Genomic DNA, 24,556 nt, shown 5'->3' with positions numbered 1-24,556 from the left:
GCTCAATCGTGCAGCGTCGGCGGCGGCCCGACGATCTCGATGCCGTACGAACTCGCCATTGCCGCGAGGGCGGCCGGGTCGGGCGGTAACTCGCCGGGCGGGATCATCGCGGTATCGGTGACGGGCGTACCGGCGGCGACGGCAAACCCGTCGAAGCCGGCCGGCGTATGCAGGGTGAGGAATCGGGCCTGCGGGCTGGTCACCAGGAAGGCGTGCGGCAGCTGCCGGGGCAGAAACGCGACCGCACCCGCCCCCGCCGGGTGCGCTTCGCCGTCCACCTCGACGCGGACCTCGCCGTCGAGCACAAAGAGCGTCTCGTCGTCTACCAGATGCCGATGCACCGGACTGCTGTAGCCCCTCTCAGCCTGATGTTCGAGGACCGCCAGCTTCCCCGCCGTGGCATTGCCACCGGCGCGGACCCACACGAGCCCTCCGAGGAACCACACTGCCTGTTGCACCTCCGGCGCGAGGATCGCCGGGCCGCGCGGTGCGTCGGCTTCGTTCGCGAATGTCATCTCCCCATCAGACACCCGTGGGCCCGGCTCGAGAAAGCACCCGGAGCGGAACCGCGGGTGACTACACTGACGCCGCGGCCGTCAGGGTCGAGAAAGGGGCGAGTTTCATGCCCTTCGACGGAGCGGTGTCGCGGACCGAGGTGCTGGCGGCGCTGTCGTTGGCGATCGACCTCGGGCTCGGGCAACCGATGGACCACATGCTGCGGTCGGCGGCGATGGGGACCAGGCTGGGCGAGCGGCTCGGGTTGACCGAGCGAGAGCGCGCAACCGTGTTCTACACAGGCCTGGTCATGTGGATCGGGTGTCACGCCGACTCGCACGAATACGCGCGGTGGTTCGGCGACGACATCGCGATGCGGCACGACAGCCACTTCATCGATTGGTCCGGCCCCACCTACCGGCGGTTTCTGATGAGCAATCTCGGCCGTGGGTCGACGCTGCCCAAACGGGCCCAGTTGGCGGCCAAACTGTTCGTGGACGCGCGCGGGAATCTCGGCGCGTTGGTGCGGTCGCATTGCCTGTCGGCCGCATTGCTCGCCGAGGAGATCGGGCTGGGCGCCCCGGTGTGCGAAGCCCTGCCGTTCGCCTACGAGCGATGGGACGGCAGCGGGATGCCCGCCGGGGCCGCCGGAGACCAGATACCCGTGGCGATGCGGGTGGCGCAGGTCGCCGACATCGCCGAAGTGCACCATCGCGCCTACGGCGCGGAGGCCGCAGTCGCCGAAGTTCGCCGCCGCGGCGGCAAGCAGTTCGACCCGGAGATCGTCGCGGCCTTCACCGCGGCTGCGGACGATTTACTCCAGGACGACGAAGACGTGTGGTCGACCGCCGCCGGCTTGGCGCCGGACCCGGGCGAAGCGCTCAGCGGCACCGTGCTGGACCGGCTACTGCGCGCGATGGGTGACTTCGTCGACCTGAAATGCCCGTTCACGCTTGGCCATTCCCGTGCCGTTGCCGAGCTGGCGGAGAACGCCGGCAAATGCGCCGGCTTGCCGCAGGACGAGATCGACATCCTGCGCCGCGCCGGCTACGTTCACGATCTCGGCCGGATCGGCGTGTCCAACCGCGTGTGGGAAAAGCCCGGTGAGCTGACCCACGCCGAACGCGAGCGGGTGCACCTGCATCCATATCTGACCGGCAGGATCCTGGCCCGCGTCGGTGGGCTGAAGGCCGTCCGGGAGGTCGCGGTGAACCATCACGAACGCCTCGACGGGTCGGGGTATCCGAGCGGCGTGCGGGGTGAGGACCTGTCTTTTCGCGACCGGGTGCTGGCCGCCGCCGAAACCTATTGCTCCGCAATGGAACCTCGGCCGTATCGCGACGCAACGCACGAGGCCGCCGCGGCCGGGCGACTTCGCGGTGAAGCGGCGCACGGCCGCCTCGACGGCGACGCGGTCGAAGCGGTGCTGGAAGCCGCGGGGCACCGGCGGTCGCGCAGGACGGCCCGGCCGGCGGGATTGACCCGGCGCGAGGCGGAGGTGCTGCTGCACGTCGCGCAGGGGCGCTCCAACCGCGAGATCGCCTCGGCGCTCTGGATTTCCGAGAAGACGGTGCGCAATCATGTCGAGCACATCTACGCCAAGATCGGTGTCTCGAACCGGATCGGGGCGAGCTTGTATGCGACACGGCACGGGCTGACCGGCAGCGCCCCGACCGGGCCCTGATCTTTGGGGCGGATGCCCCATGTGCGCGCTAAAAATCGAGGCGACCATTTTCTCCATGACCACCGCCGGCCCGACGACGCCGCTGCCATCCGACCGGCAAGCGGCGCCCCCGTCGCGGCTGTGGGAAAAGGTGCTCACCGACGGTCACGCCTCTCTGGTCAGAGCGCGGCGCGCATTTCGCTACCTGCCCTCGGCGCCGCGATGCAAGCTGTGCAATAACCCGTTCGGCGGCCCCGTCGGCCGGCTGTTTGCCGCGGCAGGATTCCGCCCGTCCCGCAAGAATCCCAACCTGTGCATGCGATGCTGCGACGCGCTGCCGCGAGGCGGAGCGGAGGTCGACATCGCGGTGTTGTTCGCCGACGTTCGCGGCTCCACGGCGCTCGGCAACCGCCGGGCCGCCGCGGATTTCGCCGCGCTGCTCAACCGGTTCTACGGCGCCGCAACCCACATACTCCTGCGCCACGACGCGGTGATCGACAAGCTCATCGGTGACGAAGTGATGGCGTTTTTCGTCCCGGGCATCAGCGGCCCCCGGTATCGGCAACGAGCCGTCGAGGCGGGAGCCGACCTTCTCAAAGCGGTCGGGTACGGCGCGCCAGGCGGACCCTGGCTGGACGTGGGCGTCGCAGTGAACGCGGGCATCGCCTACGTCGGCAACGTCGGTGGCGCCGTGGTCGACTTCACCGCCCTGGGGAGCCCGGTCAACGCCGCGGCCCGGATGCAGCAACGCGCCGCCGGAGGCGAGTTGTTGGTGGCCCGCGGAGTCGCCGACGAAATGACGGCCGATATGGCGCGACGCACGCTGAATCTGCGGGGCTTGGAAGCGCCGATCGACGTCGTCGTCCGGAAATTCTGAGGTGGTCACCCTGCCGGGCAGGGTGACCACCTCATCAATATCTCTGCGCTGCAGAGCATTTTGTCGGCTCAGCGCGTGGAGGCACCGGGTCGCGAGCGGCGGTCCAGCAGCCAGGCGGTTGCCAGGGTGAGGGCGACCGCAAACGAGGCGAGCGCGACGAGGCTGGCGGTCGTGCCGCCGTGGAAGGTGTCGCGGTAGGCGGACATGGCGGGCAGGGTGGCGGTGTAGCGATCCAGCTCCAGGTCGCGACCCAACGCGTCGAAGGCGTGGCGATTGGCGAGGATCGTGCTCATCACGCGCCCGGGGGTGGCCATCTGGTCGACGGGCACGATGGCGCCGCCGAACAACACCTGGGGGAAGCACAGCATCGGCAGCGCAAGGGCTGCCTGTGCGGCGTTGGAGACCGCGGCCGAGGCGAACAGGCCGAGGGCCAGCGCCGAGGTCGCCTCGATCACGATCGTCGCGAACATCAGGGCGTACACGTCCCATCCGGCGGCGGGCAGCCGACCGAGCGCGCGCAGCACGACCAGCAACACCGCGCTCACTCCCGCCAGAACCGGAAGCAGCGCCGTCACCTTCGACGCCACGTAGGCGCCCACGCTGAGCCCGGCCATGCGTTCGCGCCGGAAGACGGCCATCTCGCCCACGATCTGCAGCAGCCCGTAGGTCAGGCCGAAGAAGAAGCCATCGAAGGCGATCCAGAACACGATCTGCGCCGGGCCCACCCCGGCCGCGCTACCCGGGTCGAACGCGCCGCGTTTGAACAGCGTCGCCATCATCGCCGTCACCAGCACCGGCGAGCCGAGCAGGATGGCAAGGGTCAGCCGATTGCGGGAAAGCACGTCTACGTTGCGCCGGGTGAGCAACCACCATTGCCGAACCGCGCCCGCGTGCTTGACGTGGGAGCGGACGGCCGGGACGCGCTCTGGGGCCAAGCCGGCCCGGGCGTTCGACCTCACGCGGCTGTCCGCGAATCGACGCGCCCAGACCTGCGGACTGTGCTCACCGGCCAACCGCTCATACACCTCGGTGAGGGCACCCACGCCGAAATAGCGTCGGGCGGCGGCCGGGCTGCCGGTGAAGGCCAGGTGGCCGTCGCGAGCCAGGAAGACCACCCGGTCGCATTGTTCGATGCCGGCCGGCTCGTGGGTGGTGAGCACGACGGTGACCCCACGCTGGCTGAGCTGGCGCAGCAGGCGCATCACGTCGGCAGCAGTCGAAGGGTCCAGCCCGGACGTGGGCTCGTCCAGGAAGAAGAGACGTGGCCGGGTCAATAGCTCGACCGCGATGCTGGCCCGCTTGCGTTGACCGCCGGACAGGGCGCGCACCGGCACGTCTGCCCGATCGGCCAGGTCGAGATCGCGCAGAGTCTCGTCCACGATCCGCTCGGCCTCGGCCGCGGACGTGCCCGCCGGGAGCCGCAGCAGCGCCGCGTAGCGCAGGGTGCGGCGCAGGGGCATTTCGAGGTGAATGATGTCGTCCTGGGGCACATAGCCGACTTTCGCGTCGGCGTCGACGCGGTCACCGCGGACCACGCCGTCGTGCCAGAGCTGTCCGGCGGATGGAGGTTGCAGTCCAGCCAGAATCTCTAACAACGTGGTCTTCCCGGCGCCGCTGCCGCCGGCGATGGCCACCAATTCGCCGGGTTCCACCGAGACCGACACCTTGTTCAGGATCTGCCGCCCACCGGCGCTTCGGCTCACGTCGACAGCATCGACCCGGGACCCACCCGGCAAGTCGACCGGCGCTGCGCTGCATGCCAATTCAGTCATGATCTGGTCCCCATGTTCTCTCGAAGTAGTTCCGTCATGGGTGATCATCGGTGTGCGGGTTCCGCGGTCGCATGAGGCGTTTGCCCCAAATCGAGCCGAGGTTGCGGGCCCGCCGCGGGAATAGTCAAAAATACCTAGGGCGCCGCTCGCCGAAGATGAGGCAAACGACCTATATCCCAGCGTGCCTGGGCGGCGGACACTTACCCCATGAAGCGATACTTGACGCTTGGTTACGGCGCCGCGGCGTACCTGCTCTTCCTCGCGGCCTTCCTCTATCTCATTGGTTTCGTGGGCGATTTCGCGGTGCCACGAAGCGTCAATCGTGGGCTCACCGCGCCCATCGCCGCGGCGATACCGATCAACGCGGCGCTGATCGCCCTGTTCGGCGCCCAACACAGCGTGATGGCCCGGCCCGGGTTCAAGCGATGGTGGGCGCGGTTGGTGCCGGCGCCGATCGAGCGCAGCACCTACGTGCTGCTGTCGAGCGTGGTGCTGGCGCTGCTGTACTGGCAATGGCGGACCATGCCAACGGTCATCTGGGATGTGCGGATGCCGGCCGCCCGCGCGGTGCTGTGGGTGCTGTTCTGGCTCGGCTGGGCGGTAGCGCTGCTGGCGACGTTCCTGATCAACCATTTCGACCTGTTCGGGCTCCGTCAGGTGTACCTGGCGTCGCGCCAACGGCCGTACACCAGCATCGAATTCCGCGTACGCCTGCTCTATCGCGTGGTGCGTCACCCCCTGATGCTCGGGATGGTCATCGCGTTCTGGTCGGCGCCCGTAATGACGGCCGGACACCTGCTGTTTTCGATCGGCATGACGACCTACATCCTGATCGCCACGCAGCTCGAAGAGCGCGACCTGGTCGCGTCGCTCGGCCACCCGTACCGGGAGTACCGCCGCGAGGTGTCGATGCTGCTGCCGATTCCGCGCCGCCACGCCACGGGGATGGCCCGGCAGGCCTGACTATCTAGCAGTTCCTTAGGAGCTCGGCGATCCGGCGCCGGCGCCTCCGGACGACCTGTCAGGATTGACGGTATGGATGTCAAGGAGGTGCTGCTGCCGGGCGTCGGCCTTCGCTACGAATTCACTGATCACAAGGGCGATCGCATCGGCATCATCGCGCGGCGGAGCGGCGACTTCGAGGTCGTCGTCTATGCCCGGGAGGATCCGGACGAGGCCCGGCCGCTCCTGCACCTCAGTGACGAAGAGGCCGAGGCGGTGGCCCAGATCCTCGGGGCGCCGCGCATCGCGGAGCGGTTCACCGAGCTGGCCCGCGAAATACCCGGCCTCGAGACGGGGCAGGTCCACATCCTGGCCGACAGCCCCTTCGTGGACCACCCGTTGGGCGACACCCGCGCGCGCACCCGCACCGGCGCCTCCATTGTCGCGATCGTGCGCAACGAGCAAGTGCTCGCCTCGCCCGGTCCCGCCGAAATGCTTTATGCCCAAGACGTTCTGATCGTGATCGGCACCCAGGACGGCATCGCCGGTGTAGAGCAGATCATCGACAAGGGCTGAGCCGGTGCAGGTTTCGTGGGCGCTGCTGTTAGAACTCGGCGCCCTCCTGGCCATGTTGGCCGTGGTGGGCGCCGTCGCACGCCGATTCGCCCTGTCCCCGATTCCGGTGTACCTGCTGGCGGGCCTGTCGCTGGGCAAGGGCGGGATCCTGCCGCTGGCCGCCGGCGGCCAGTTCATCACCACCAGCGCGCCCATCGGCGTCGTGCTGCTGCTGCTGACCCTGGGCCTCGAGTTCTCCGCGGCCGAGTTCGCCGCCAGCCTGCGGCACCACCTGCCGTCCGCCGGTGTCGACATCGTCCTCAATGCGGCGCCCGGCGCGGTTGCCGGCTGGCTGCTGGGATTGGACGGCGTGGCCATCCTGTGCCTGGCCGGCGTCACCTATATCTCCTCCTCGGGTGTCATCGCGCGCCTGCTGGAGGACTTGCGCCGGCTCGGTAACCGGGAGACGCCTGCGGTGCTCTCCGTGCTGGTCCTCGAGGACTTCGCGATGGCGGCCTACCTGCCGCTGTTCGCCGTCCTGGCAGCGGGCGGCGGCTGGCTACGCGCCGTCGTCGGCATGGTGGTGGCGGTGGCCGCGCTGCTGGCGGCGTTCGCCGCGTCCTACCGCTGGGGCCACCACGTCGGTCGTCTGGTCGAACACCCCGACTCCGAACAGCTGCTGCTGCGGGTGCTGGGCATCACGTTGATCGTGGCGGCGATCGCCGAATCCCTGCACGCGTCGGCCGCCGTGGGCGCGTTTCTGGTAGGGCTGACGCTGACCGGGCAAACGGCGGACCGGGCACGCAAAGTGCTGGGCCCGTTGCGGGACCTGTTCGCCGCCATCTTCTTCCTGGCCATCGGCTTTGCGGTCGACCCGCACGAGCTGATCCCGATGCTTCCGGCGGCGCTGATGCTGGCCGTCGTGACCGCGGCGACCAAGGTGGCCACCGGGATCTTCGCCGCCCGGCGCGACGGAGTGGCGCGGCGCGGGCAGCTGCGCGCGGGCACCGCGCTCATCGCCAGGGGCGAGTTCTCGCTGATCATCATCGGATTGGCGGGCACGTCGATCCCCGCGGTCGCCGCGCTGGCGACGTCGTACGTGTTCATCATGGCGATCGCGGGTCCGGTGCTGGCCCGCTACACGGGCGGCCCGCTGGCGCCCACCGCCGTGCCCCCCACCAACCCGCACTGACCGTCGATCAACCGATGTGCAGGGCCACCACCCGCCAGCGGGCGCCGGCCTCCACCTGCTCGACGCGGCAGGCAATGGCATGGATCCGGTTCCCGCGGCTGTACGAGCCGGAAACCTCGGCCGCGGCCTCCGGGTCCCGACCGGCCGGCTGCAGACGCAGCCGCCGAAGCACCGCCGCAGCCTCCCGGCCGGCGGCCGAGTGGCCCACCGAGACGACGGAATCGACCAGGCTGGGCGTGAGCAGCGGGCGCAGCTGAGCGGCCGGGCGGCGGCGGTCGATGACCTCCAGTACCCGGCGCAGCGCCGCGTCGGCGAATATCGCCGCCTGCCGCATCTGCCGCGACATCTGGGGCACCTCGGCCGGTTGCCTGCCGGGCGGGCAGGGCCGGCGCGGGGCGTGGGCGCTGCGCCGGCGCAACGGTCCGCGCGACGACGGCCGGCACGGAGGAACGCTCCCAGTAGGGGGCTCGTAGTCGACGACGGGTAGGACGGCGAAGGCATCCGGCGGACCCGCGACAGGACTGGTGTTCAACGCGCACTCTCCAACTGTTGGAACCGGGAGCCCGCTGGAGAGTGACAGGCAGTGGTCATCATGGCACAACTCGGGCTCGCGCGTACCCGCGCTCGGCCGTGGCCCGGCTGGACGATTACCGTGGGCGGCACGTCTCCTTAAGCAACAGGGCGATGATTCGATGAGGAGGACTGCGCCCCATGGTGACCCGGTTGTCCCCATCGGACGCGTCGTTTTTCCGGCTGGAAAACACGGCCACCCCGATGTACGTCGGATCGCTGTCGATCCTGCGCCGCCCGCGCGCGGGATTGAGCTACGAGACGCTGCTGTCGACGGTCGAACGGCGGCTGCCACAGATTCCGCGCTATCGCCAGAAAGTCCGCGAGGTACGGGTCGGGTCGGCCCGGCCGGTGTGGATCGACGACGCCGACTTCGACATCACCTACCACGTGCGGCGCTCCGCGCTGCCCTCCCCGGGCAGCGACGAACAGCTGCACGAGCTGATCGCCAGGCTGGCGGCCCGTCCGCTGGACAAGTCGCGGCCGCTGTGGGAGATGTATCTGGTCGAGGGCCTGTCGAAGAACCGGGTCGCCCTCTACACCAAGTCGCACCAGGCCTTGATCAACGGCATGGCGGCGCTGGAGATCAACCACGTCATCGCCGACCGCACCAAGCGCCCCCCGGCGCTGCCCGAGGACATCTGGGTCCCGGAGCGCGACCCGGGTAACGCGCGGCTGATCTTCGGGGCCATCGGCGACTGGTTCGTGGGACCGAGCACCCAGGTGCAGGCCGTTGGATCGGCCATCGGCGGCCTGATGACCAACCATGGCGAACTCCTCGCGGCGGGCCGCCGGGTCGTCGATTTCGCGCGGGCCGTTGCGCGCGGCACCGCGCCGAGCAGTCCGCTCAATGCGACCGTTTCCCGCCACCGGCGGTTCACGGTCGCGAGCTGCAACCTCGAGGACTACCGCACCGTGCGCGCGCGATATGACTGCGACGTCAACGATGTGGTGCTCGCGGTGATCGCCGGCGCCCTGGGAAGCTGGTTGATGTCACGCGGGGTGGCGGTGTCGCCGACCGCGACGGTTCGGGCCATGGCGCCGCTGTCCATCTACGCCGAGGACCAGCTCGACGCGACCGGCCCCGGCCAGGCCATCGGCCAGGTGATGCCGTACTTGGTCGACCTGCCGGTGGGGGAGCCGAACCCGGTGGTGCGGCTGTCGCAGATCGCGCACGCCACCGAGTCGAACCCCACGGCCGCCCGCTTGGTGGACGCCAGGACCATCGTCACCCTGTCGGGATTTGCGCCACCCACGCTGCACGCCATGGGGATCCGGGTCGCCACCAGTTTCCCCAGCTTTTCCCGGCGGACGTTCAACCTGCTGATCACCAACGCGCCGGGGGCTCAATCGCAGATGTACATCGCCGGCACCAAGTTGCTCGAGACGTACGGCGTTCCGCCGCTACTGCACAACCAGGCCCTGGCCATCAGTGTGACGTCTTATAACGGCATGCTGTATTTCGGCATCAACGCCGACCGCGAAGCGATGAGCGACGTTGAGCTGCTGCCCGGCCTGCTGAGCCAAGCGCTCGAGGAATTGCTGGAAGCTTCCCGGTAATTAGTCCCGGTGAAAAGCACTGGCCGGTTCTATCATTCGTTGATGTGAGCACCGAAACGAAGGGCCCCAAGGCCAAGGCGGCGAAATCAGCGGCGCCGATCACGCCGAAGATTTCTGACGAGGTATACGAGGCCGAATTGTTCCGGCTGCAAACGGAATTCGTGAGGCTGCAGGAGTGGGTGCGGCACACCGGCCAACGTCTGGTGGTCATCTTCGAAGGCCGCGACGGAGCCGGCAAGGGTGGAACCATCAAGCGGATCACCGAATACCTCAACCCGCGCGTCGCCCGAATCGCGGCGCTGCCCTCGCCGACCGACCGGGAACGCGGCCAGTGGTACTACCAGCGCTACATCGCCCACCTTCCCGCCAAAGGGGAAATCGTGCTGTTCGATCGGTCGTGGTACAACCGCGCCGGCGTGGAGAAGGTCATGGGATTTTGCACGCCGCAAGAGCATGCGCTGTTCTTGCGCCAGACCCCCATTTTCGAACAGATGCTGATCGATGACGGGATCCTGCTGCGAAAATATTGGTTTTCGGTCTCTGCGGGCGAGCAATTACGCCGGTTCAAGGCGCGACTGACTGACCCTGTGCGGCAATGGAAACTCAGCCCGATGGACACGGAGTCGCTCTATCGGCAGGAGGACTATTCGCGCGCCAAGGACGAGATGATGGTGCACACCGACACCCCGGTCAGCCCGTGGTATGTCGTGGAATCGGATATCAAGAAGCACGCGCGGTTGAACATGATGGCGCATCTGCTGTCCACCATCGAATACGAAGACGTCGAGCGGCCCCACGTCAAGTTGCCCAAAAACCCGGTGGTGAGCGGAAATTACCGGCGCCCGCCGCGTGAGCTGTCCAAGTACGTCGAGGACCACGCGGCCACGCTCATGGGGGATTCGTGACGCTCGTTTACATTCCGGCCACGCTGGCCATGTTGCAGGGCCTGGTGGCCGAGGGCTCGTTGCGGCCCGTCAACGGCACCGCATTCGCGCTGACGCCGACGTTGCGCGAGGCATACGCCGAGGGCGACGACGACGAGCTCGCCGAGGTCGCGCTGCGCGAGGCTGCGCTGGCGTCGCTGCGCCTGCTGGCCGGCACGCAAGCCGAAGGCGCCGTTTCCGGATCCCTGCCACCGCGGCGCGCGGTGCTGGCCGCAGAGGTCGGCGACGTCAGCTTCCGTCCCGACCTCGACGACGCGGTGGTGAGACTCGGCGCGCCCGTCGCGCTGGAGGATGTGATCGCCGCGTACGTAGACAACGCGGATGCCGAGCCCGCGGTGACGAAGGCGATCGAGGCCATCGACGCCGCCGACCTGGGCGACGAGGACGCCGAATTGATCGTCGGCGACGCGCAAGACCATGACTTGGCGTGGTACGCCAACCAGGAGCTGCCGTTCCTGCTCGAGCTGCTCTGACCGGCGCGAATGCCGAGTATTCGGCCTTGACGCTGGCTACGGCACCGTAGGTTACGGTACCGTAGGTTTCGTGAGGCCCAGAGAATCGATCACAATAGGGAGCGCAACCAAGACGGCGCTTAGTGAGCAGGAGCTTCCCCTGGGCAGACGTAACCCATCGATCACGGGCAACGTCATCGAGACCAAGCGGCCAGTCGTCGCCGGCGCCGACCGGCATCCCGGTTGGCACGCGCTGCGCAAGCTCGCGGCGCGCATCACGACACCCCTGTTGCCCGACGACTACCTGCACCTGGCCAATCCGCTGTGGTCGGCGCGGGAAGTGCGGGGCCGCATCCTCGAGGTGCGCCGCGAGACGGAGGATTCCGCGACCCTGGTGATCAAGCCGGGGTGGGGCTTCAACTTCGATTACCAGCCGGGCCAGTACATCGGGATCGGCCTGCTGATGGACGGGCGCTGGCGCTGGCGGTCGTATTCGCTCACGTCCAGCCCCGCCGAGACGTCCGGATTGGGCACGAGGCGCACGGTGACCATCACGGTGAAGGCGATGCCCGAAGGGTTCTTGTCCTCCCACCTGGTGGCGGGCGTCGAGCGGGGGACCATCGTCCGGCTGGCCGCACCGCGGGGCAACTTCGTGCTGCCGGATCCCGCGCCGGCGTCCATCCTGTTCCTCACCGCCGGATCGGGGATCACTCCGGTGATGTCCATGCTGCGAACCCTGGTGCGCCGCAACCAGATTGGCGACATCGCGCACGTGCATTCGGCGCCCACCGAAGCCGACGTGATGTTTCGCACCGAGCTGGCCGCCCTGGCCGTCGACCACCCCGGCTATCGGCTACTGCTGCGGGAAACCCGGACCCAGGGTCGCCTCGACCTCGCCCGGCTCGACCACGAGGTACCGGACTGGCGCGAACGGCACACCTGGGCCTGCGGGCCGGAGGGCATGCTGACCCAGGCCGAAAAGGTCTGGTCGGCGGTGGGCATCGGCGAGCGGCTGCACCTCGAACGCTTCGCCGTGTCCAAGGCCGCGCCGGCGGGCGCCGGCGGAACGGTCACCTTCGCCCGCAGCGGTCGCGCGGTCGCCGCGGACGCCGCGACGTCGTTGATGGACGCGGGGGAGGGCGCCGGCGTGCAGATGCCCTTCGGCTGCCGAATGGGTATATGTCAGTCGTGCGTGGTCGGTCTGGTGGACGGGCACGTCCGCGACCTTCGCACCGGAGCGGAGCACGACCCGGGCACGCGGATTCAGACTTGCGTGTCGGCCGCTTCCGGCGATTGTGTGCTCGACATCTAAGTGCTACTCACAGGTAACCTACGGATTCGTAGGTTACGATAGCGTAGGTCTGGAGCTGATTTAGCACCGACAAATCCAACCGTAGGGAGAAGAAGACGATGGCGATCACCGACGTCGACGTATTCGCCCATCTGACGGACGGCGACATTGAAAACCTGGCCATTGAGCTGGACGCCATCCGCCAGGACATCGAAGACTCGCGCGGCGAGCGGGATGCGCGCTACATCCGCCGCACCATCGCGGCCCAGCGGGCGCTGGAGGTATCCGGCCGGCTGCTGTTGGCCGCCAGTTCTCGCCGTTCGGCCTGGTGGGCCGGCACCGTCACTCTGGGCGTGGCCAAGATCATCGAGAACATGGAGATCGGCCACAACGTCATGCACGGCCAGTGGGACTGGATGAACGACCCGGAGATCCACTCCTCGACGTGGGAGTGGGACATGAGCGGGTCGTCCAAGCACTGGCGCTACACCCACAACTTCGTGCACCACAAGTACACGAACATCCTCGGGATGGACGACGACGTCGGCTACGGCCTGCTGCGCGTCACCCGCGACCAGCGCTGGAAGCGCTTCAACATCTTCAACCTGGTCTACAACACCATGCTTGCCCTCCTCTTCGAGTGGGGCGTCGGTCTGCAGCACGTGGAGATCGGCAAGATCGTCAAGAAGCGGATGGAGCACGACGACGCCCGGCAGCGGGTGGACGAGTTCCTGGCCAAGGCCGGCCGGCAGGTGGTCAAGGACTACGTCGCGTTCCCGGCGCTGACCGCGCTGTCGCCCGGCGCGACGTACCGCTCCACGCTGAAGGCCAACGCCGTCGCCAACGTGATCCGCAACGTGTGGGCCAACGCCGTCATTTTCTGCGGCCATTTCCCCGACGGCGCTGAGAAATTCACCAAGACCGACATGATCGGCGAAACCAAGGGGCAGTGGTACCTGCGCCAGATGCTGGGCAGTGCCAACTTCGAGGCCGGGCCCGCACTGCGGTTCATGAGCGGCAACCTGTGCCACCAGATCGAGCACCACCTCTACCCGGACCTGCCGAGCAACCGGCTGCACGAGATCTCGGTGCGGGTCCGCGAGGTCTGCGACAAGTACGACCTGCCCTACACCACGGGCTCGTTCCTGGTGCAGTACGGCAAGACCTGGCGCACGCTCGCCAAGCTGTCACTGCCGAACAAGTACCTGCGCGATGACGCCGACAACGCTCCGGAAACCCGCAGCGAGCGCATGTTCGCCGAATTGGCGCCCGGTTTCGCGGGCATCGACCCGGAGACCGGCAGGCGGCGTGGGCTGAAGACCGCCATCGCGACCGTGCGTGGCTGGCGGCGCGCCAAGCGCGCACAGCGGGATGCGCGGCGCGCGATCGGCGGCGCGGACGACCTGGCGGCCTGACCCTTGCCGCCGAACGTGCACTCAGTGCGGGATTTCGGCCGATTTCTCGCCGTGAGTGCACGTTCGCCGCGGCGGCGCGGGTAGCCGCCTGACGCACGGCCGTTCGCCATACTGGGATACGTGCAGGTGTTCGTCGGATCGCAGGTTTCGCACTGGGATTTCCCGCGTAGCACGGCCAGCGTCGCGTTGATGACCGAGTTCGGTTGCGAGAACGGCCTTGCCGTAGCGGACCTGCTCGAGGGAACCGGCCTGTCGCAGGCCGACCTGCGCGACCACAACCGGATGATCGTCGGACGCGAAGAGCTGGCGGTCGCCACTAATCTGGTGAACCTCTTGGGCAAAGAGGCCGGCGCGGCCGACCTCGGGGTTCGGGTGGGCGGCAGCTATCACGTCGGATCGCTGGGCATCTTCGGCTTCGCGTGCCTGACCAGTTCCACGCTGGGTGACGCCGTCCGGTTCGCGGCCCGGTTCTACGAACTCAGCTATGGCTTCTGCCTGCCGACCGTCACGGTGGATGGGCCGGTGGCGGCGTTGCGGCTCGACCTGCCCGACCTGACCGGTCCGGTCGCGGAGTTTCTGGTGCGGCGTGACCTGGCCGCCATCGCCCGGGTCATGGCGGAGATGCTGGGCCGGCCCGTCCCGTTCTCCTCGATCGAGTTCGCGGGCCCCGCGCCCGCGCCTGGAGACGCATTGGCCCGCAAGGCATTCGGCGTGACACCGCGTTACGATTCGCCGGCCAACGTGGCGCGCTGGCCCGCCGCCCTGCTGGACAACCCGCTGCCGCGGGCAAGCGAGATGAGCGTGGCCATGTGCGAGCAGCAGTGCCAAGCCCTGTTGGAAGGCCGCCGGAAGCGGACCGGTGTCGCCCGGCGAGTCCGTGAGCGGCTGGCGGCGATCGACGGCGAACCCCACACGATCGCGGCCGTTGCCCGGCAGCTGGCGATGAGCGAGCGGACGCTGCGGCGCCGGCTGACCGAGGAGAACACGACCTTCCGCGATCTGGTCGAGGAGGTGCACCGGGTCCTCGCCGAGGAGATGTTGGCGACGGGCGCACTCTCGGTCGACGACGTCGCGCTGCGGCTGGGCTACGCCGAGGCGACGAGCTTCATCGCCGCGTTCAAGCGGTGGACGGGCACCACGCCCGCGCGCTACCAGCGTTCGGTCGCGCCGCGGGCCCGGCTACAGGCCGTCTGACGGTGGCCGGAATCATGGATTTTCCGACCGCAATCGGCTGCTCGCGCCAGGTCGCCCGCCCCTAGCGTTGGGGTCATGAATTCGACTCGTCCTCGCGTTTTGGTGATCGGCGCCGGCTTCGGCGGCCTTGCCGCCGCCTACGAGCTGACCAGGGATGGCCTGGCCGACGTCACGGTCCTGGAGAAGGCCGACGACATCGGCGGCGTCTGGCGGGAGAACACCTACCCCGGAGCCGCCTGCGATGTCCCGTCGAACCTGTACTCCTACTCCTTCGCCCGCAAGACCGACTGGGGGCGGCGGTACGCCGAACAGCCCGACATCCTCGGCTACATCCACGACACCGCCGACCGGTTCGGCCTGCGCGACCTGGTGCGGACGGGGGTGGAGGTAACGTCGGCCTGCTACGACGACGGCACCGCAACGTGGCGGGTGGAAACCTCGATGGGCGACGTCTTTGAGGCGGACGTGCTGGTGCCCGCGGTCGGGCAGCTGTCGCGGCCGGCGCTGCCGAACATCCCGGGACTCGACACCTATGCAGGCCCCTCGTTCCATTCGGCGCAGTGGCGCCACGACGTCGACCTCACCGGCAAGCGCGTCGCCGTGCTCGGTACCGGCGCGTCGGCGATCCAGTTCGTGCCGCGCATCCGCGAGACCGCGGGCCATGTCACCGTCTTCCAGCGGTCCGCCCCGTACGTCATCCCGAAGCCGGATCGCGCCTACACCGACGCGCATCACGCCGCCTTCCGCAACGTGCCCGGCTTCGCCGCCGCCATGCGCGGGCTGATCTGGGAGATCTCGGAGTCCTTCGGCCTAGCGCTGATCAAGGCCGCCCCGCTCGCCCGGCTGGTGGGTCTCGCCGCGTCGGCAAACCTCAAGCGTCACATCAAAGATCCGGTGCTGCGCGCCAAGCTCACGCCCGACTACCCGATCGGCTGCAAGCGCGTGCTGTTCAGCAGCGACTGGTATCCGGCGCTGGCGTGCGACAACGTCGACGTGGAGACCGGCCCGATCACCGAGGTGACGCCCGCGGGTGTGCGCACGGCCGACGGTCGGCTGCATGAAGTCGACGTGATCATCTACGGCACCGGGTTCAAGGCCACCGAGTTCCTCGCGCCGATGATGATCACGGGCCGCGACGGTCGGGACCTGCAGTCCGAGTGGGCCGGCGGGGCCCGCGCCCATCTCGGCATGGCCGTGCCCGGCTTCCCGAACATGTTCTTGATCTACGGCCCGAACACCAATCTCGGCAGCAGCTCGATCATCCTGATGATGGAGCAGCAGGCGCGCTACATCCGCCAGCTCACCGAAGAGCTCGCCCGCGGGGGCGTGGCCCGCGCGTACGAGGTCCGGCGCGCCGCGGAGCAGGCCTACGACGCGGAGATCCAGTCCCGCCTGGACGCCGGCGTCTGGACCGCCTGCGACTCCTGGTACCGCACCGCGTCCGGGCGGGTCACCACCAACTGGCCGGGTCTGGTGCACGAATACCAGCGCCGCACACGGGAAGTCGTCCTTGCGGACTATCAGGTGGTGCTGCCGGACCGCGCGGCCAAGAAGGTCGGCGCGTGACCCGGTTCGACTATGACGTGCTCGCCATGGGGTCCGCGTCCGCCGCTCGGTTCCCCCTACGTCCGCATCCCCGCCGCTCCTCCGATCAAGCCCGCCGTGCCGGCGAGCGCGCCGGGCGCACTACGTACCGACCGGGACTACGCTTCATAGCGTGCTTGCAGCGTTTGGATTCGAAACCCTCGGCGTGGTCGTCGGGGACATGTTCTTCGTGGACCCGCGCCCGCTCGAGGGTCAGGAGACGCCGGAGCGGGGCGTGAGGCTGGAACTGCGTCTCGTCGACCGCGACGAGCCGCAGGGGTCGATCTACGCCGGCGTCCCGATCGGCTTCAACCGCCCGGTGTGGCGGGTGGACCTGTTCGGCTCCACCGAGAGCCCACCCGGCACGCTGGACCGGGCGCATCACCACCCGAAGTTCGACGGTTGGGAGCCCGGGCGCCGGCATTTCGTTCCCGAGCTCTCCGCCGATCCGGTGGCCTGGCTCGCCGATCAGCTCACCGACCCAGCCTCCGTGCTGGCGCGGGCGGGCGTCGACCCCGACCAGGTTCCCGAAGCCGACAAGGCCGGGCTGGCCGCGGCCGCGCCGGAGATCGTGGCCGCGGTGAAACGGATGCTCGACGGCGTGCGGGACGGGGAACTGGCTCCGGCGCCGCCCGAGCCGGTCGCCGCCGCCCGCACCGGCTGGCTCTAGCCAACCACCTTTTCGGCCAGCGCGGCCAGCTTGGCGTCGAGTTGTTCTGCCGCGCTGAGCAATTTGGGATGGGGGGCGATGACCATCAGCGACGAAGGCTTGACGTACGTCAGGCTGCTGCCGGCCGGCTCGTCGGTGACCAAGAGTTCGACCGGGGCGAACAGGCCCGCCGTCACGTCGTGGCGCAGCATGGTGATCGCGATCAATGGGTTGCCGAGAATCACCCGGATCGCCTTGCGGTCGATGCCGGCCTTGGGAATCCACCCGCCGTGGTCGACGACACCGAACAGCATGAACCCGCTTGGCCCAACGTGGGGTTCGACGCGCTGCCGGTAAGAATCCCAGCCGTCGGTTGCCGCCGCGATGTCGTTGATCGGGACGGGGCGCTCGCCGATGTCGGCCAGTAGCGCGGCGAGCAGATCGTCGTAGCTCTTGACGCTGTCGTAGCGCACCCGCACGCCCGTGAACCGGATCTCGGTCATCGAGCCGCCCCCGGAAAGACCGGTTGAAGGCGAGGATTCCATGTCTCAGTCCACCTTTCAGACGCCGGGCCTACAATTTCCCTGTCCTTTGATCCTCACCAATCTTGAGGATCGGAGTCCGGTTCTCCTGTTGGACCCGCTCCCACAGGCCGCCCCTCCCTAGCGCTCTGCCCAACTCGTCTTCTCTGCGGAGCCACTCCTCGGCGGTTCTGATCCGGTTCGGGTGAATCTCGTCGAGCAGATCGTAGTCGCGGTCAATGACTCCGTATTTCCACAGATTCCAGAATCCCGTGAAGTTGTCGCGGATGTTCATGGTGCTCTTGTCGTTTGGGTCGGCGTTGTACCCAGCAGGCGCATCCGCGGCTCCACTGAGGGGACCGGTCCTGAAGTAGGCGTCTAGATCGGTGTCGATGTACTGCGCCGGATGTCCGGTGACCTTCTCAAACGCCGCAGCAAGATCCGCGTAGGCGATGTGGTCGATAGCGACTTCGAGATCCATGCCATTCGCGCGCTCGCGATGGTCGAAGAGCCAACGCACATAGAATCCGCAATCTTCAAGAGCCACATGGGGCACAGCACCCGCACCGAGGGGAACCCGCCACGTCACGACGCCGTCCTCGACGGTAGGCGTCATGGGTGTACCGGGTGAGATCACCATCTCGATGTATGGGCCCGACGTGAAGACCGCCGCTCCCATCCGATCGCCATTCACCTTATTCTGCAACAGGATCCACTCACCCACCCGGCCCTTGCCGTCATAGTGGCCGGTGCGGAATCGAGAGTCGTATCCCGACTTCTTGAGCCCGTAGTCGAGGTTTCCATAGACGAAGAATTTGATTCCTTCTTCGATAGCTATCTCGTAACTGCGGATGGCCCAATACATCTCGGTCTTCTCGCCGGTGTTGAACCCGTCGATGTTGACGAATGCCGCGTCACAACCGCGAAATCCTTCCCGCAGGACCGCTTCGTCGGCGAACGAGCCTTCCAGGACGGACACGTTGTCGAGGGCGAGGAGGTCCTTCGCTCGCCGGGAGCCGGGATCTCGGCTGAGGAACCGGACGGCGTATTTGTTGTCGGCGACCAGGGCGCGGATGATGGGCATGCCCTGGGCGCCCGTGCCGCCGATGACGAAAACTTTCGAGATGGTGTGCGACGACATCGTCGTGTCACAGCCGCTCGATGACGGTCGCGTTGGCCATGCCGCCGCCCTCGCACATCGTCTGCAGCCCGTACCGGCCGCCGCGCTGTTCCAAAGCGTTGACCAGTGTCGTCATGATGCGCGCGCCGCTGGCGCCCAGCGGGTGGCCGATCGCGACGGCGCCGCCGTTGACGTTGGTCTTGGCCAGGTCGGCGCCGGTGTCGTGCGCCCAGGCCAGCACGACTGGGGCGAACGCCTCGTTCACCTCGAACAGGTCGATGTCGGCCAGCGTCAGCCCGGCGCGCCGCAGCACCTTCTCGGTGGCCGGGATGACCCCGGTCAGCATGTAGAGCGGGTCGGAGCCCACCACCGTCGTGGTGTGGATGCGGGCGAGCGGGCGCAGGCCGAGCTTCTCGGCGGTTTCGCTGGTGGTGATCATGACCGCAGCGCTGCCGTCGGAGAGCGGTGAGGAGTTGCCGGCGGTGATTTCCCAATTGATCTGCGGGAAGCGGGCATCCATCGCCTCGCTGTAGAACGCGGGCCGCAGGCCGGCCAGCGTTTCGACCGTCGTGCCGGGCCGGATGAACTCGTCGGCGGCAAGGCCCGCGATCGGGATCAGCTCGTTGTCGAACAGCCCGTCCTTGGTGGCGCGGGCGGCCTTGTCGTGGCTGCCGGCGGAGAACTCGTCCAGCTGGGTGCGCGAGAAGCCCCACCGCGCGGCGATCAGCTCGGCGCTGATGCCCTGCGGCACCAGGCCTTCGGGGTAGCGCCGCGTCATGTCGTCGCCGAAGGGATTGCTGCCCGGCAGCACCGAGCTGCCCATCGGCACGCGGCCCATCGACTCCACGCCTGCCGCGACGACGATGTCGTAGGCACCGGAAAGCACGCCCTGCGCGGCGAAGCTGATGGCCTGCTGGCTGCTGCCGCACTGCCGGTCGATCGTGACGGCCGGTACCGACTCGGGAAATCCGGCACCCAGCAAGGCGTTTCGCGCGATGTTGACCGCCTGGTCGCCGACCTGGGCGACGGCGCCGGCGATGACGTCGTCGATCTGCGCGGGGTCCACGCCGGTGCGCGCCACCACTTCGCGCAGGCTGTGCGCGAGCAGGTCGGCTGGCAGCACATCGTGCAGCGCCCCGCTCGGCTTGCCCTTGCCGATGGGGGTGCGGACGGCTCCGACGATGACGGCGTCGCGGTTCATGGCTCCTCCTCGAGTCCCGCGCGGTCTAGGTATAGATCGCTATATCCAGGTAACGATCTGGGTATACTAAAGGCAACCCAGCTGGGAGAGTGATTTATGACACTGCTGCAGGGACCGCTGGCCGACCGCGATGCCTGGTCGGCCGTCGGCGAGTGCGCGATCGAGAAGACCATGGCGGTGGTGGGCACCAAGTCCGCGATGCTCATTATGCGCGAGGCCTACTACGGCACCACGCGCTTCGATGACTTCGCCCGCCGGGTGGGCATCACCAAGGCCGCCGCCTCGGCGCGGCTGTCCGAACTGGTCGAGCTGGGGCTGCTGAAGCGGCGGCCCTACCACGAGCCCGGGCAGCGGCGTCGGGAAGAGTACGTGCTCACCGAGGCCGGCATCGACTTCATGCCCGTGGTGTGGGCGATGTTCGAGTGGGGCCGCCGTCATCTACCGGGGCGCAATCGCCTCCGGCTCACCCATCTCGGCTGTGGCGCCGAGGCGAGCGTCGAAATCCGTTGTTCGGAAGGGCATAAGGTGGCGCCCGAAGAACTCGGCATGCGGCTGGCTAAGTCTGGTTGAGCGCGGCGAGCAGCCGGCGGGCCGCGGCGACGCGGCGGGCGGCGGGGCCGGCCAGGGTGTCGAGCGCGCATTCGGGGTCGGCGGGCGGCCCCATGTGTCCGCAGCCACGCGGACAGTCCTCGATTGCCTGGGCCAGATCCGAGAAGGCCATCAGCACGTCGTCGGGCTCGATGTGCGCCAGCCCGAACGACCGGATGCCCGGGGTGTCGATCACCCAGCCGGAATGTCCCAGCGGGTCTCTAAAAGGAAAAGCGACCGACTGGGTGGAGGTGTGCCGGCCGCGGCCGATGTCGGTGACCTCGCCGACGGCCCGTTCCGCGTCGGGCACAAGGCGATTCACCAACGTGGATTTGCCGACGCCGGAATGCCCGAGCAGCACGGTGATCTTGCCGGCCAGCAGGTCGGCCACCGCGAGCAGCGGGTCGTCGCGGCCCGCGGCCACCACCTTCAGGTCCAGGTCGACGAAGTGTGAGGCAAACGGCTCCGGCGGGGCGAGGTCCGTCTTGGTCAGGCACAGAATCGGCCGCAGCCCGCCGGCAAAGGCGGCGATGAGCGCCCGGTCGACCAGGCCGGTGCGCGGCGGCGGGTCGGCCATGGCCACCACGATCAGCAACTGGTCGGCGTTGGCGACCACCACGCGTTCGGTGGGATCGGTGTCATCGGCGGTGCGCCGCAACACCGTTCGCCGTTCGCCGCGCCGCACGATGCGCGCCAGGGTGTCCAGCCGCCCGGACAGGTCGCCCACCACGTCGACGTCGTCCCCGACCACGATCGGGGTGCGGCCCAGTTCGCGGGCCCGCATCGCCGTGACCCGGCGATCGGGATCCCCGCCGAGCACGCATCCCCAGCGGCCGCGGTCGACGCTGACCACCATCGCGGCCTCGGCGTCGGCGTGTTCGGGACGAGTCTTGGTGCGCGGTCGCGAGCCCCTTCCGGAGCGGACCTTGACGTCGGACTCGTCGTAATCGCCGGGCTTCAAATATCGGACCCCAGCATTTGCGCCCACAGCCGCGGAAACTCCGGCAGCGTCTTGGAAGTGGACCCGATGTCGTCCACCTGGACCCCGGCCACCCGCAGCCCGACGATCGCGCCGGCCATCGCCATCCGGTGGTCGGCGTAGGCGCGCCAGACGCCGGCATGCAGCGGTGTCGCGGTGATCACCAGGCCGTCGGGCGTTTCGGTGCAGTCGCCGCCCAGGCGATTGATCTCGGTGCTCAGCGCGGCGAGCCGGTCGGTCTCGTGCCCCCGCAGGTGCCCGATGCCGGAGAGTCGGGACACCGATCCGGGCTTCGCCAGCGCCGCGAGCGCCGCCACCGCGGGGGTCAGCTCGCCGACCGCGCGCAGGTCGACGTCAAAGCCGTCGTAGTCGGCGGACCCCTGCACTTCGAGGAACGAATCACCCTGGGTGACAACGGCGTTCAGCTTGCCCAGCACGCTCAGGATGTTGTCGGTGGGTTGCACGCTTGCCGCGGGCCAGCCGGTGATGCGCACCGTTCCGCCACTGACCACGGCCGCCGCCAGGAACGGAACGGCGTTGGTCAGGTCGGGTTCCACCTCCCAGTGCCGCGCCGCGACGGGGCCGGGGCGCACCTCCCAGCGGTTGGGGACCGAGTCGTCGACGTCGACCCCGGCTTGCCTCAGCATCACCACGGTCATCGCGATGTGCGGCGCCGACGGCAGCGTCGCGCCGGTGTGCTGCACGGTCAGGCCCTCGGTGAACGACGCCGCGCACAACAGCAGCCCCGACACGAACTGCGACGACGCCGAGGCGTCGATGGCCACGGTGCCCCCGGCGACCGATCCGCTGCCGTGGACCCGGAAGGGCAGACCCGCGCCCGCGATTTGTACACCCAGGCCACGCAGCGCGTCGAGCAGCGGCGCGATGGGCCGCAGCCGGGCCTGCTCGTCGCCGTCGAATTCGACCACCGCTCCGCCCAGCGCCGCGAGCGGCGGGACGAACCGCAGGACGGTACCCGCCAGGCCGCAATCCACGCGCGCGTCGGCTCCGGGAGCGATCCCGCCGCCGATCGTCAGGTCGGACCCGGTGCCCTCGACGCGCAGGCCCAGGGTGCGCAGCGCGCCGATCATCAGGTCGGTGTCCCGGCTGCGCAGCGCCCCGCTGATGGTCGAGGTGCCCCCGATTGGCGGGCCCTGCGCGGCCGCCAGCGCCGCCAGCACCAGCGCCCGATTGGTCTGCGACTTCGAGCCCGGAACGGTCACGCTCGCGCACACCGGTTTCGGCGCGCTGGGGGCCGTCCACATACTCACCGGTCCATCATCGCGTGTCAGGCTCTTCTGCCACCAATGGGAGGCTGGTGGCTCTGCCACTGATGGAAGTGCGTGGCTCTGCCACTGATGGAAGTGCGTGGCTCTGCCACTGATGGAAGTGCGTGGCTCTGCCACTATTGAAGGTATGTGCGGACGGTTCGCGGTGACCACCGATCCGGCGCTGCTGGCCCAGAAGATCAAGGCGATCGACGAGGCCACCGGCGCCTCCGAAAGTGCCGGGGCGCCCAACTACAACGTGGCCCCCACCTCGACCATCGCTACGGTGGTGAGCCGGCACACCGACCCCGACGACCAGCCCACCCGCCGGGTGCGGCTCATGCGCTGGGGGCTGGTTCCGCCGTGGGCCAAGGCCGCTTCCGACGGGGCGCCCGAGACCAAGGGGCCCATGCTGATCAACGCCCGCGCGGACAAGGTCACCACCTCGCCCGCGTTCCGGTCGAGCGCCAAGTCGAAGCGGTGCCTGATCCCGATGGACGGCTACTACGAATGGCGCGTCAATCCCGACTCGGCCGCGGGCAAGAAGTCCCGCAAGACGCCGTTCTTCATGTACCGCGAGGACGGGGAGCCGCTGTTCATGGCCGGACTGTGGTCCGTGTGGAAGCCCGCCAAAGACGCTCAGCCCCTGCTGAGTTGCACGATCATCACCACCGACGCGCCCGGGGAACTGGCCGAGATCCATGACCGGATGCCGCTGGTGGTTCCGGAGCGGGAGTGGGACCGCTGGCTGGACCCGGACGCCCCGATCGACGAGAAGCTGCTGGTTCGCCCTCCCGACGTGCGCGGCATTCGCATGCGCGAGGTGTCGACGCTGGTCAACAACGTCCGCAACAACGGGCCCCAGCTACTAGAGCCGGCCGATCCGGAGCCCGAGCAGGCCCGCCTTCTCTAGGTCGCTCTAGTTGCTGAGAACCAGCTTCCAGTTGCCGTTGACGTTGCGATCCGGCACGCACCAGAAGTTGTTCCAGTTTCCCGGAGTGCTGGCCTTCACGCCCGGCCCGGCGTCCTGACAAGCGGCCCGGGTCGGGTAGTTGCCCTCGGTCTGAATCGTGTCGGCGTTGCCGGTGCCGACACCGATCGTCATCAGCCCGGAGAAAGCCAGCACGCCGGCGGCAACCATCGTCGCGCCGCGGGATCGCTTCGTCGTCATGGCGCGAGCGTATCGCCGCGGAGAGCAAACGGCCCGGTTTTCGCCATAGCGGTACGCCCGCGCAGCTACGCGCGGATGTCCGCGATGACCGCGCCGGTCAACCGGATCAAATCCTGCGGTGAAACCCCGACGTCCCAGCCGCGGCGCCCGGCGCTGCAGTACACCCGAGCCCACGCGAGGGCGCCCGCGTCCACGACGGTCGGCAAACTCTTGCGCTGCCCGAAGGGCGACACGGCGCCGACGACGTAGCCGGTGGCGCGCTCGGCGTCCGCGGCCTCGGCCATGGCGGCCCTGGCCGCCCCCAGCGCCGCGGCGGCGGCCTTCAGCGAAAGCCGGTCCGGCACCGGCAGTATCGCGACCGCGAGTCCGCCCGGCACGGCGATGATCAGGGTCTTGTAGATCTGCTCGGGCGCGATGCCGCGCTCCGTCAGCGCGTGCACCGCTTCGGCGCCGAACGAGCGTTCCCGCGGATCGTGTCCGAAGGTGACAACCTCATGCGGCACACCGGCTTTCGCCAACGCGGCCAGCGCGGGCGTGGCGGCGCGGCCCACTG

25 protein-coding genes are annotated in these 24,556 nt (G+C 68.6%); 15 read left to right on the top strand and 10 right to left on the bottom strand.

From position 1 onward, the window contains the following. Positions 1 to 2: 2 nt before the first annotated feature. On the bottom strand, positions 3 to 515 hold the full coding sequence (locus A5678_RS17660) for a cupin domain-containing protein (protein WP_068044593.1): 513 nt from the start codon (positions 513 to 515) through the stop codon (positions 3 to 5). A gap of 107 nt (positions 516 to 622) precedes the next feature. Between A5678_RS17660 and A5678_RS17655 the strand changes: the two genes are divergently transcribed. Then, entirely contained in the window at positions 623 to 2,179 is a 1,557-nt protein-coding gene (locus tag A5678_RS17655) for an HD domain-containing phosphohydrolase (RefSeq protein WP_068044653.1), read from the top strand. A 55-nt stretch (positions 2,180 to 2,234) separates the two neighbouring features. Next, positions 2,235 to 3,035 carry an adenylate/guanylate cyclase domain-containing protein gene (locus A5678_RS17650; RefSeq protein WP_068044651.1) on the top strand — a complete coding sequence of 267 codons (801 nt, stop codon included), beginning with the start codon at positions 2,235 to 2,237 and terminating at the stop codon, positions 3,033 to 3,035. A gap of 68 nt (positions 3,036 to 3,103) precedes the next feature. On the opposite strand, the gene A5678_RS17645 is transcribed toward A5678_RS17650, so the two are convergent. Next, entirely contained in the window at positions 3,104 to 4,807 is a 1,704-nt protein-coding gene (locus A5678_RS17645; RefSeq protein ID WP_068044592.1) for an ATP-binding cassette domain-containing protein, read from the bottom strand. A gap of 207 nt (positions 4,808 to 5,014) precedes the next feature. Here A5678_RS17645 and mddA point away from each other — a divergent pair, with 207 nt between their 5' ends. From mddA to A5678_RS17630, 3 genes are all read left to right on the top strand, one after another. After that, positions 5,015 to 5,770, top strand: a complete 756-nt coding sequence (mddA, locus tag A5678_RS17640) for a methanethiol S-methyltransferase (RefSeq protein ID WP_068044590.1) — start codon at positions 5,015 to 5,017, stop codon at positions 5,768 to 5,770. 72 nt (positions 5,771 to 5,842) lie between these two features. Beyond that, positions 5,843 to 6,325 carry a cation:proton antiporter regulatory subunit gene (locus tag A5678_RS17635; protein ID WP_068044588.1) on the top strand — a complete coding sequence of 161 codons (483 nt, stop codon included), beginning with the start codon at positions 5,843 to 5,845 and terminating at the stop codon, positions 6,323 to 6,325. A gap of 4 nt (positions 6,326 to 6,329) precedes the next feature. Continuing rightward, positions 6,330 to 7,496 carry a cation:proton antiporter gene (locus A5678_RS17630; protein ID WP_068044587.1) on the top strand — a complete coding sequence of 389 codons (1,167 nt, stop codon included), beginning with the start codon at positions 6,330 to 6,332 and terminating at the stop codon, positions 7,494 to 7,496. A gap of 7 nt (positions 7,497 to 7,503) precedes the next feature. Here A5678_RS17630 and A5678_RS28355 read toward each other — a convergent pair whose 3' ends face one another. Beyond that, entirely contained in the window at positions 7,504 to 8,028 is a 525-nt protein-coding gene (locus tag A5678_RS28355; protein WP_068044585.1) for an Rv3235 family protein, read from the bottom strand. Between the two features lie 179 nt (positions 8,029 to 8,207). On the opposite strand from A5678_RS28355, the gene A5678_RS17620 reads away from it, so the two are divergent. From A5678_RS17620 to A5678_RS17585, 8 genes are all read left to right on the top strand, one after another. Further along, entirely contained in the window at positions 8,208 to 9,626 is a 1,419-nt protein-coding gene (locus A5678_RS17620; RefSeq protein ID WP_068044584.1) for a wax ester/triacylglycerol synthase family O-acyltransferase, read from the top strand. Positions 9,627 to 9,724: 98 nt separating this feature from the next. Further along, positions 9,725 to 10,531 carry a polyphosphate kinase 2 gene (gene ppk2 / locus A5678_RS17615; protein WP_231983704.1) on the top strand — a complete coding sequence of 269 codons (807 nt, stop codon included), beginning with the start codon at positions 9,725 to 9,727 and terminating at the stop codon, positions 10,529 to 10,531. Then, positions 10,528 to 11,043, top strand: a complete 516-nt coding sequence (locus A5678_RS17610) for a hypothetical protein (RefSeq protein WP_156746958.1) — start codon at positions 10,528 to 10,530, stop codon at positions 11,041 to 11,043. Before ppk2 ends, A5678_RS17610 begins: the two co-directional genes overlap by 4 nt. A 139-nt stretch (positions 11,044 to 11,182) precedes the next feature. Continuing rightward, a complete protein-coding gene (locus A5678_RS17605; RefSeq protein ID WP_068044648.1) occupies positions 11,183 to 12,334 on the top strand; it encodes a ferredoxin reductase in 1,152 nt (383 codons plus the stop codon). Between the two features lie 98 nt (positions 12,335 to 12,432). Next, a complete protein-coding gene (locus A5678_RS17600) occupies positions 12,433 to 13,728 on the top strand; it encodes a fatty acid desaturase (protein WP_068044579.1) in 1,296 nt (431 codons plus the stop codon). 120 nt (positions 13,729 to 13,848) lie between these two features. Continuing rightward, positions 13,849 to 14,922 carry an AraC family transcriptional regulator gene (locus A5678_RS17595; RefSeq protein ID WP_082945599.1) on the top strand — a complete coding sequence of 358 codons (1,074 nt, stop codon included), beginning with the start codon at positions 13,849 to 13,851 and terminating at the stop codon, positions 14,920 to 14,922. A gap of 75 nt (positions 14,923 to 14,997) precedes the next feature. Beyond that, complete coding sequence (locus tag A5678_RS17590) at positions 14,998 to 16,488, top strand: NAD(P)/FAD-dependent oxidoreductase (protein ID WP_068044578.1); 1,491 nt, start codon at positions 14,998 to 15,000, stop codon at positions 16,486 to 16,488. Positions 16,489 to 16,639: 151 nt separating this feature from the next. Beyond that, entirely contained in the window at positions 16,640 to 17,176 is a 537-nt protein-coding gene (locus tag A5678_RS17585; RefSeq protein WP_068044577.1) for a hypothetical protein, read from the top strand. Here the strand turns inward: A5678_RS17585 and A5678_RS17580 are convergent. The 3 genes from A5678_RS17580 to A5678_RS17570 form a co-directional block, all read right to left on the bottom strand. Then, entirely contained in the window at positions 17,173 to 17,658 is a 486-nt protein-coding gene (locus A5678_RS17580) for a DUF302 domain-containing protein (protein WP_068044575.1), read from the bottom strand. The two genes, A5678_RS17585 and A5678_RS17580, sit on opposite strands and share 4 nt — an antisense overlap. Before the next feature lie 70 nt (positions 17,659 to 17,728). Further along, positions 17,729 to 18,817: an NmrA family NAD(P)-binding protein gene (locus tag A5678_RS17575; protein WP_068044573.1), complete on the bottom strand. Its 1,089-nt coding sequence runs from the start codon at positions 18,815 to 18,817 to the stop codon at positions 17,729 to 17,731. A gap of 7 nt (positions 18,818 to 18,824) precedes the next feature. Continuing rightward, a complete protein-coding gene (locus A5678_RS17570) occupies positions 18,825 to 19,997 on the bottom strand; it encodes a thiolase family protein (RefSeq protein WP_068044570.1) in 1,173 nt (390 codons plus the stop codon). Between the two features lie 96 nt (positions 19,998 to 20,093). Here A5678_RS17570 and A5678_RS17565 point away from each other — a divergent pair, with 96 nt between their 5' ends. Beyond that, the gene (locus A5678_RS17565; RefSeq protein WP_068044568.1) at positions 20,094 to 20,567 is read left to right on the top strand and encodes a helix-turn-helix domain-containing protein; all 474 of its coding nucleotides are present in this window, start codon (positions 20,094 to 20,096) and stop codon (positions 20,565 to 20,567) included. Here A5678_RS17565 and rsgA read toward each other — a convergent pair. Together rsgA and aroA are read right to left on the bottom strand one after the other, a co-directional pair. Next, positions 20,554 to 21,546, bottom strand: coding sequence for a ribosome small subunit-dependent GTPase A (gene rsgA, locus A5678_RS17560; RefSeq protein ID WP_068044566.1), 993 nt, complete (start codon positions 21,544 to 21,546; stop codon positions 20,554 to 20,556). The two genes, A5678_RS17565 and rsgA, sit on opposite strands and share 14 nt — an antisense overlap. Next, positions 21,543 to 22,835: a 3-phosphoshikimate 1-carboxyvinyltransferase gene (gene aroA, locus A5678_RS17555; RefSeq protein ID WP_156746957.1), complete on the bottom strand. Its 1,293-nt coding sequence runs from the start codon at positions 22,833 to 22,835 to the stop codon at positions 21,543 to 21,545. Before aroA ends, rsgA begins: the two co-directional genes overlap by 4 nt. Before the next feature lie 145 nt (positions 22,836 to 22,980). On the opposite strand from aroA, the gene A5678_RS17550 reads away from it, so the two are divergent. After that, a complete protein-coding gene (locus tag A5678_RS17550) occupies positions 22,981 to 23,745 on the top strand; it encodes an SOS response-associated peptidase (RefSeq protein ID WP_068044563.1) in 765 nt (254 codons plus the stop codon). A gap of 6 nt (positions 23,746 to 23,751) precedes the next feature. Here A5678_RS17550 and A5678_RS17545 read toward each other — a convergent pair whose 3' ends face one another. Next, positions 23,752 to 24,003 carry a hypothetical protein gene (locus A5678_RS17545; protein WP_067947732.1) on the bottom strand — a complete coding sequence of 84 codons (252 nt, stop codon included), beginning with the start codon at positions 24,001 to 24,003 and terminating at the stop codon, positions 23,752 to 23,754. A 65-nt stretch (positions 24,004 to 24,068) separates the two neighbouring features. Continuing rightward, on the bottom strand, positions 24,069 to 24,554 hold the full coding sequence (locus A5678_RS17540) for a YbaK/EbsC family protein (protein WP_068044561.1): 486 nt from the start codon (positions 24,552 to 24,554) through the stop codon (positions 24,069 to 24,071). Between the last annotated feature and the right edge of the window lie 2 nt (positions 24,555 to 24,556).

The organism is Mycobacterium sp. E2733 (assembly GCF_001667585.1).
Lineage (GTDB): Bacteria > Actinomycetota > Actinomycetes > Mycobacteriales > Mycobacteriaceae > Mycobacterium.
This window is presented reverse-complemented; position numbering and strand designations above follow the sequence as displayed.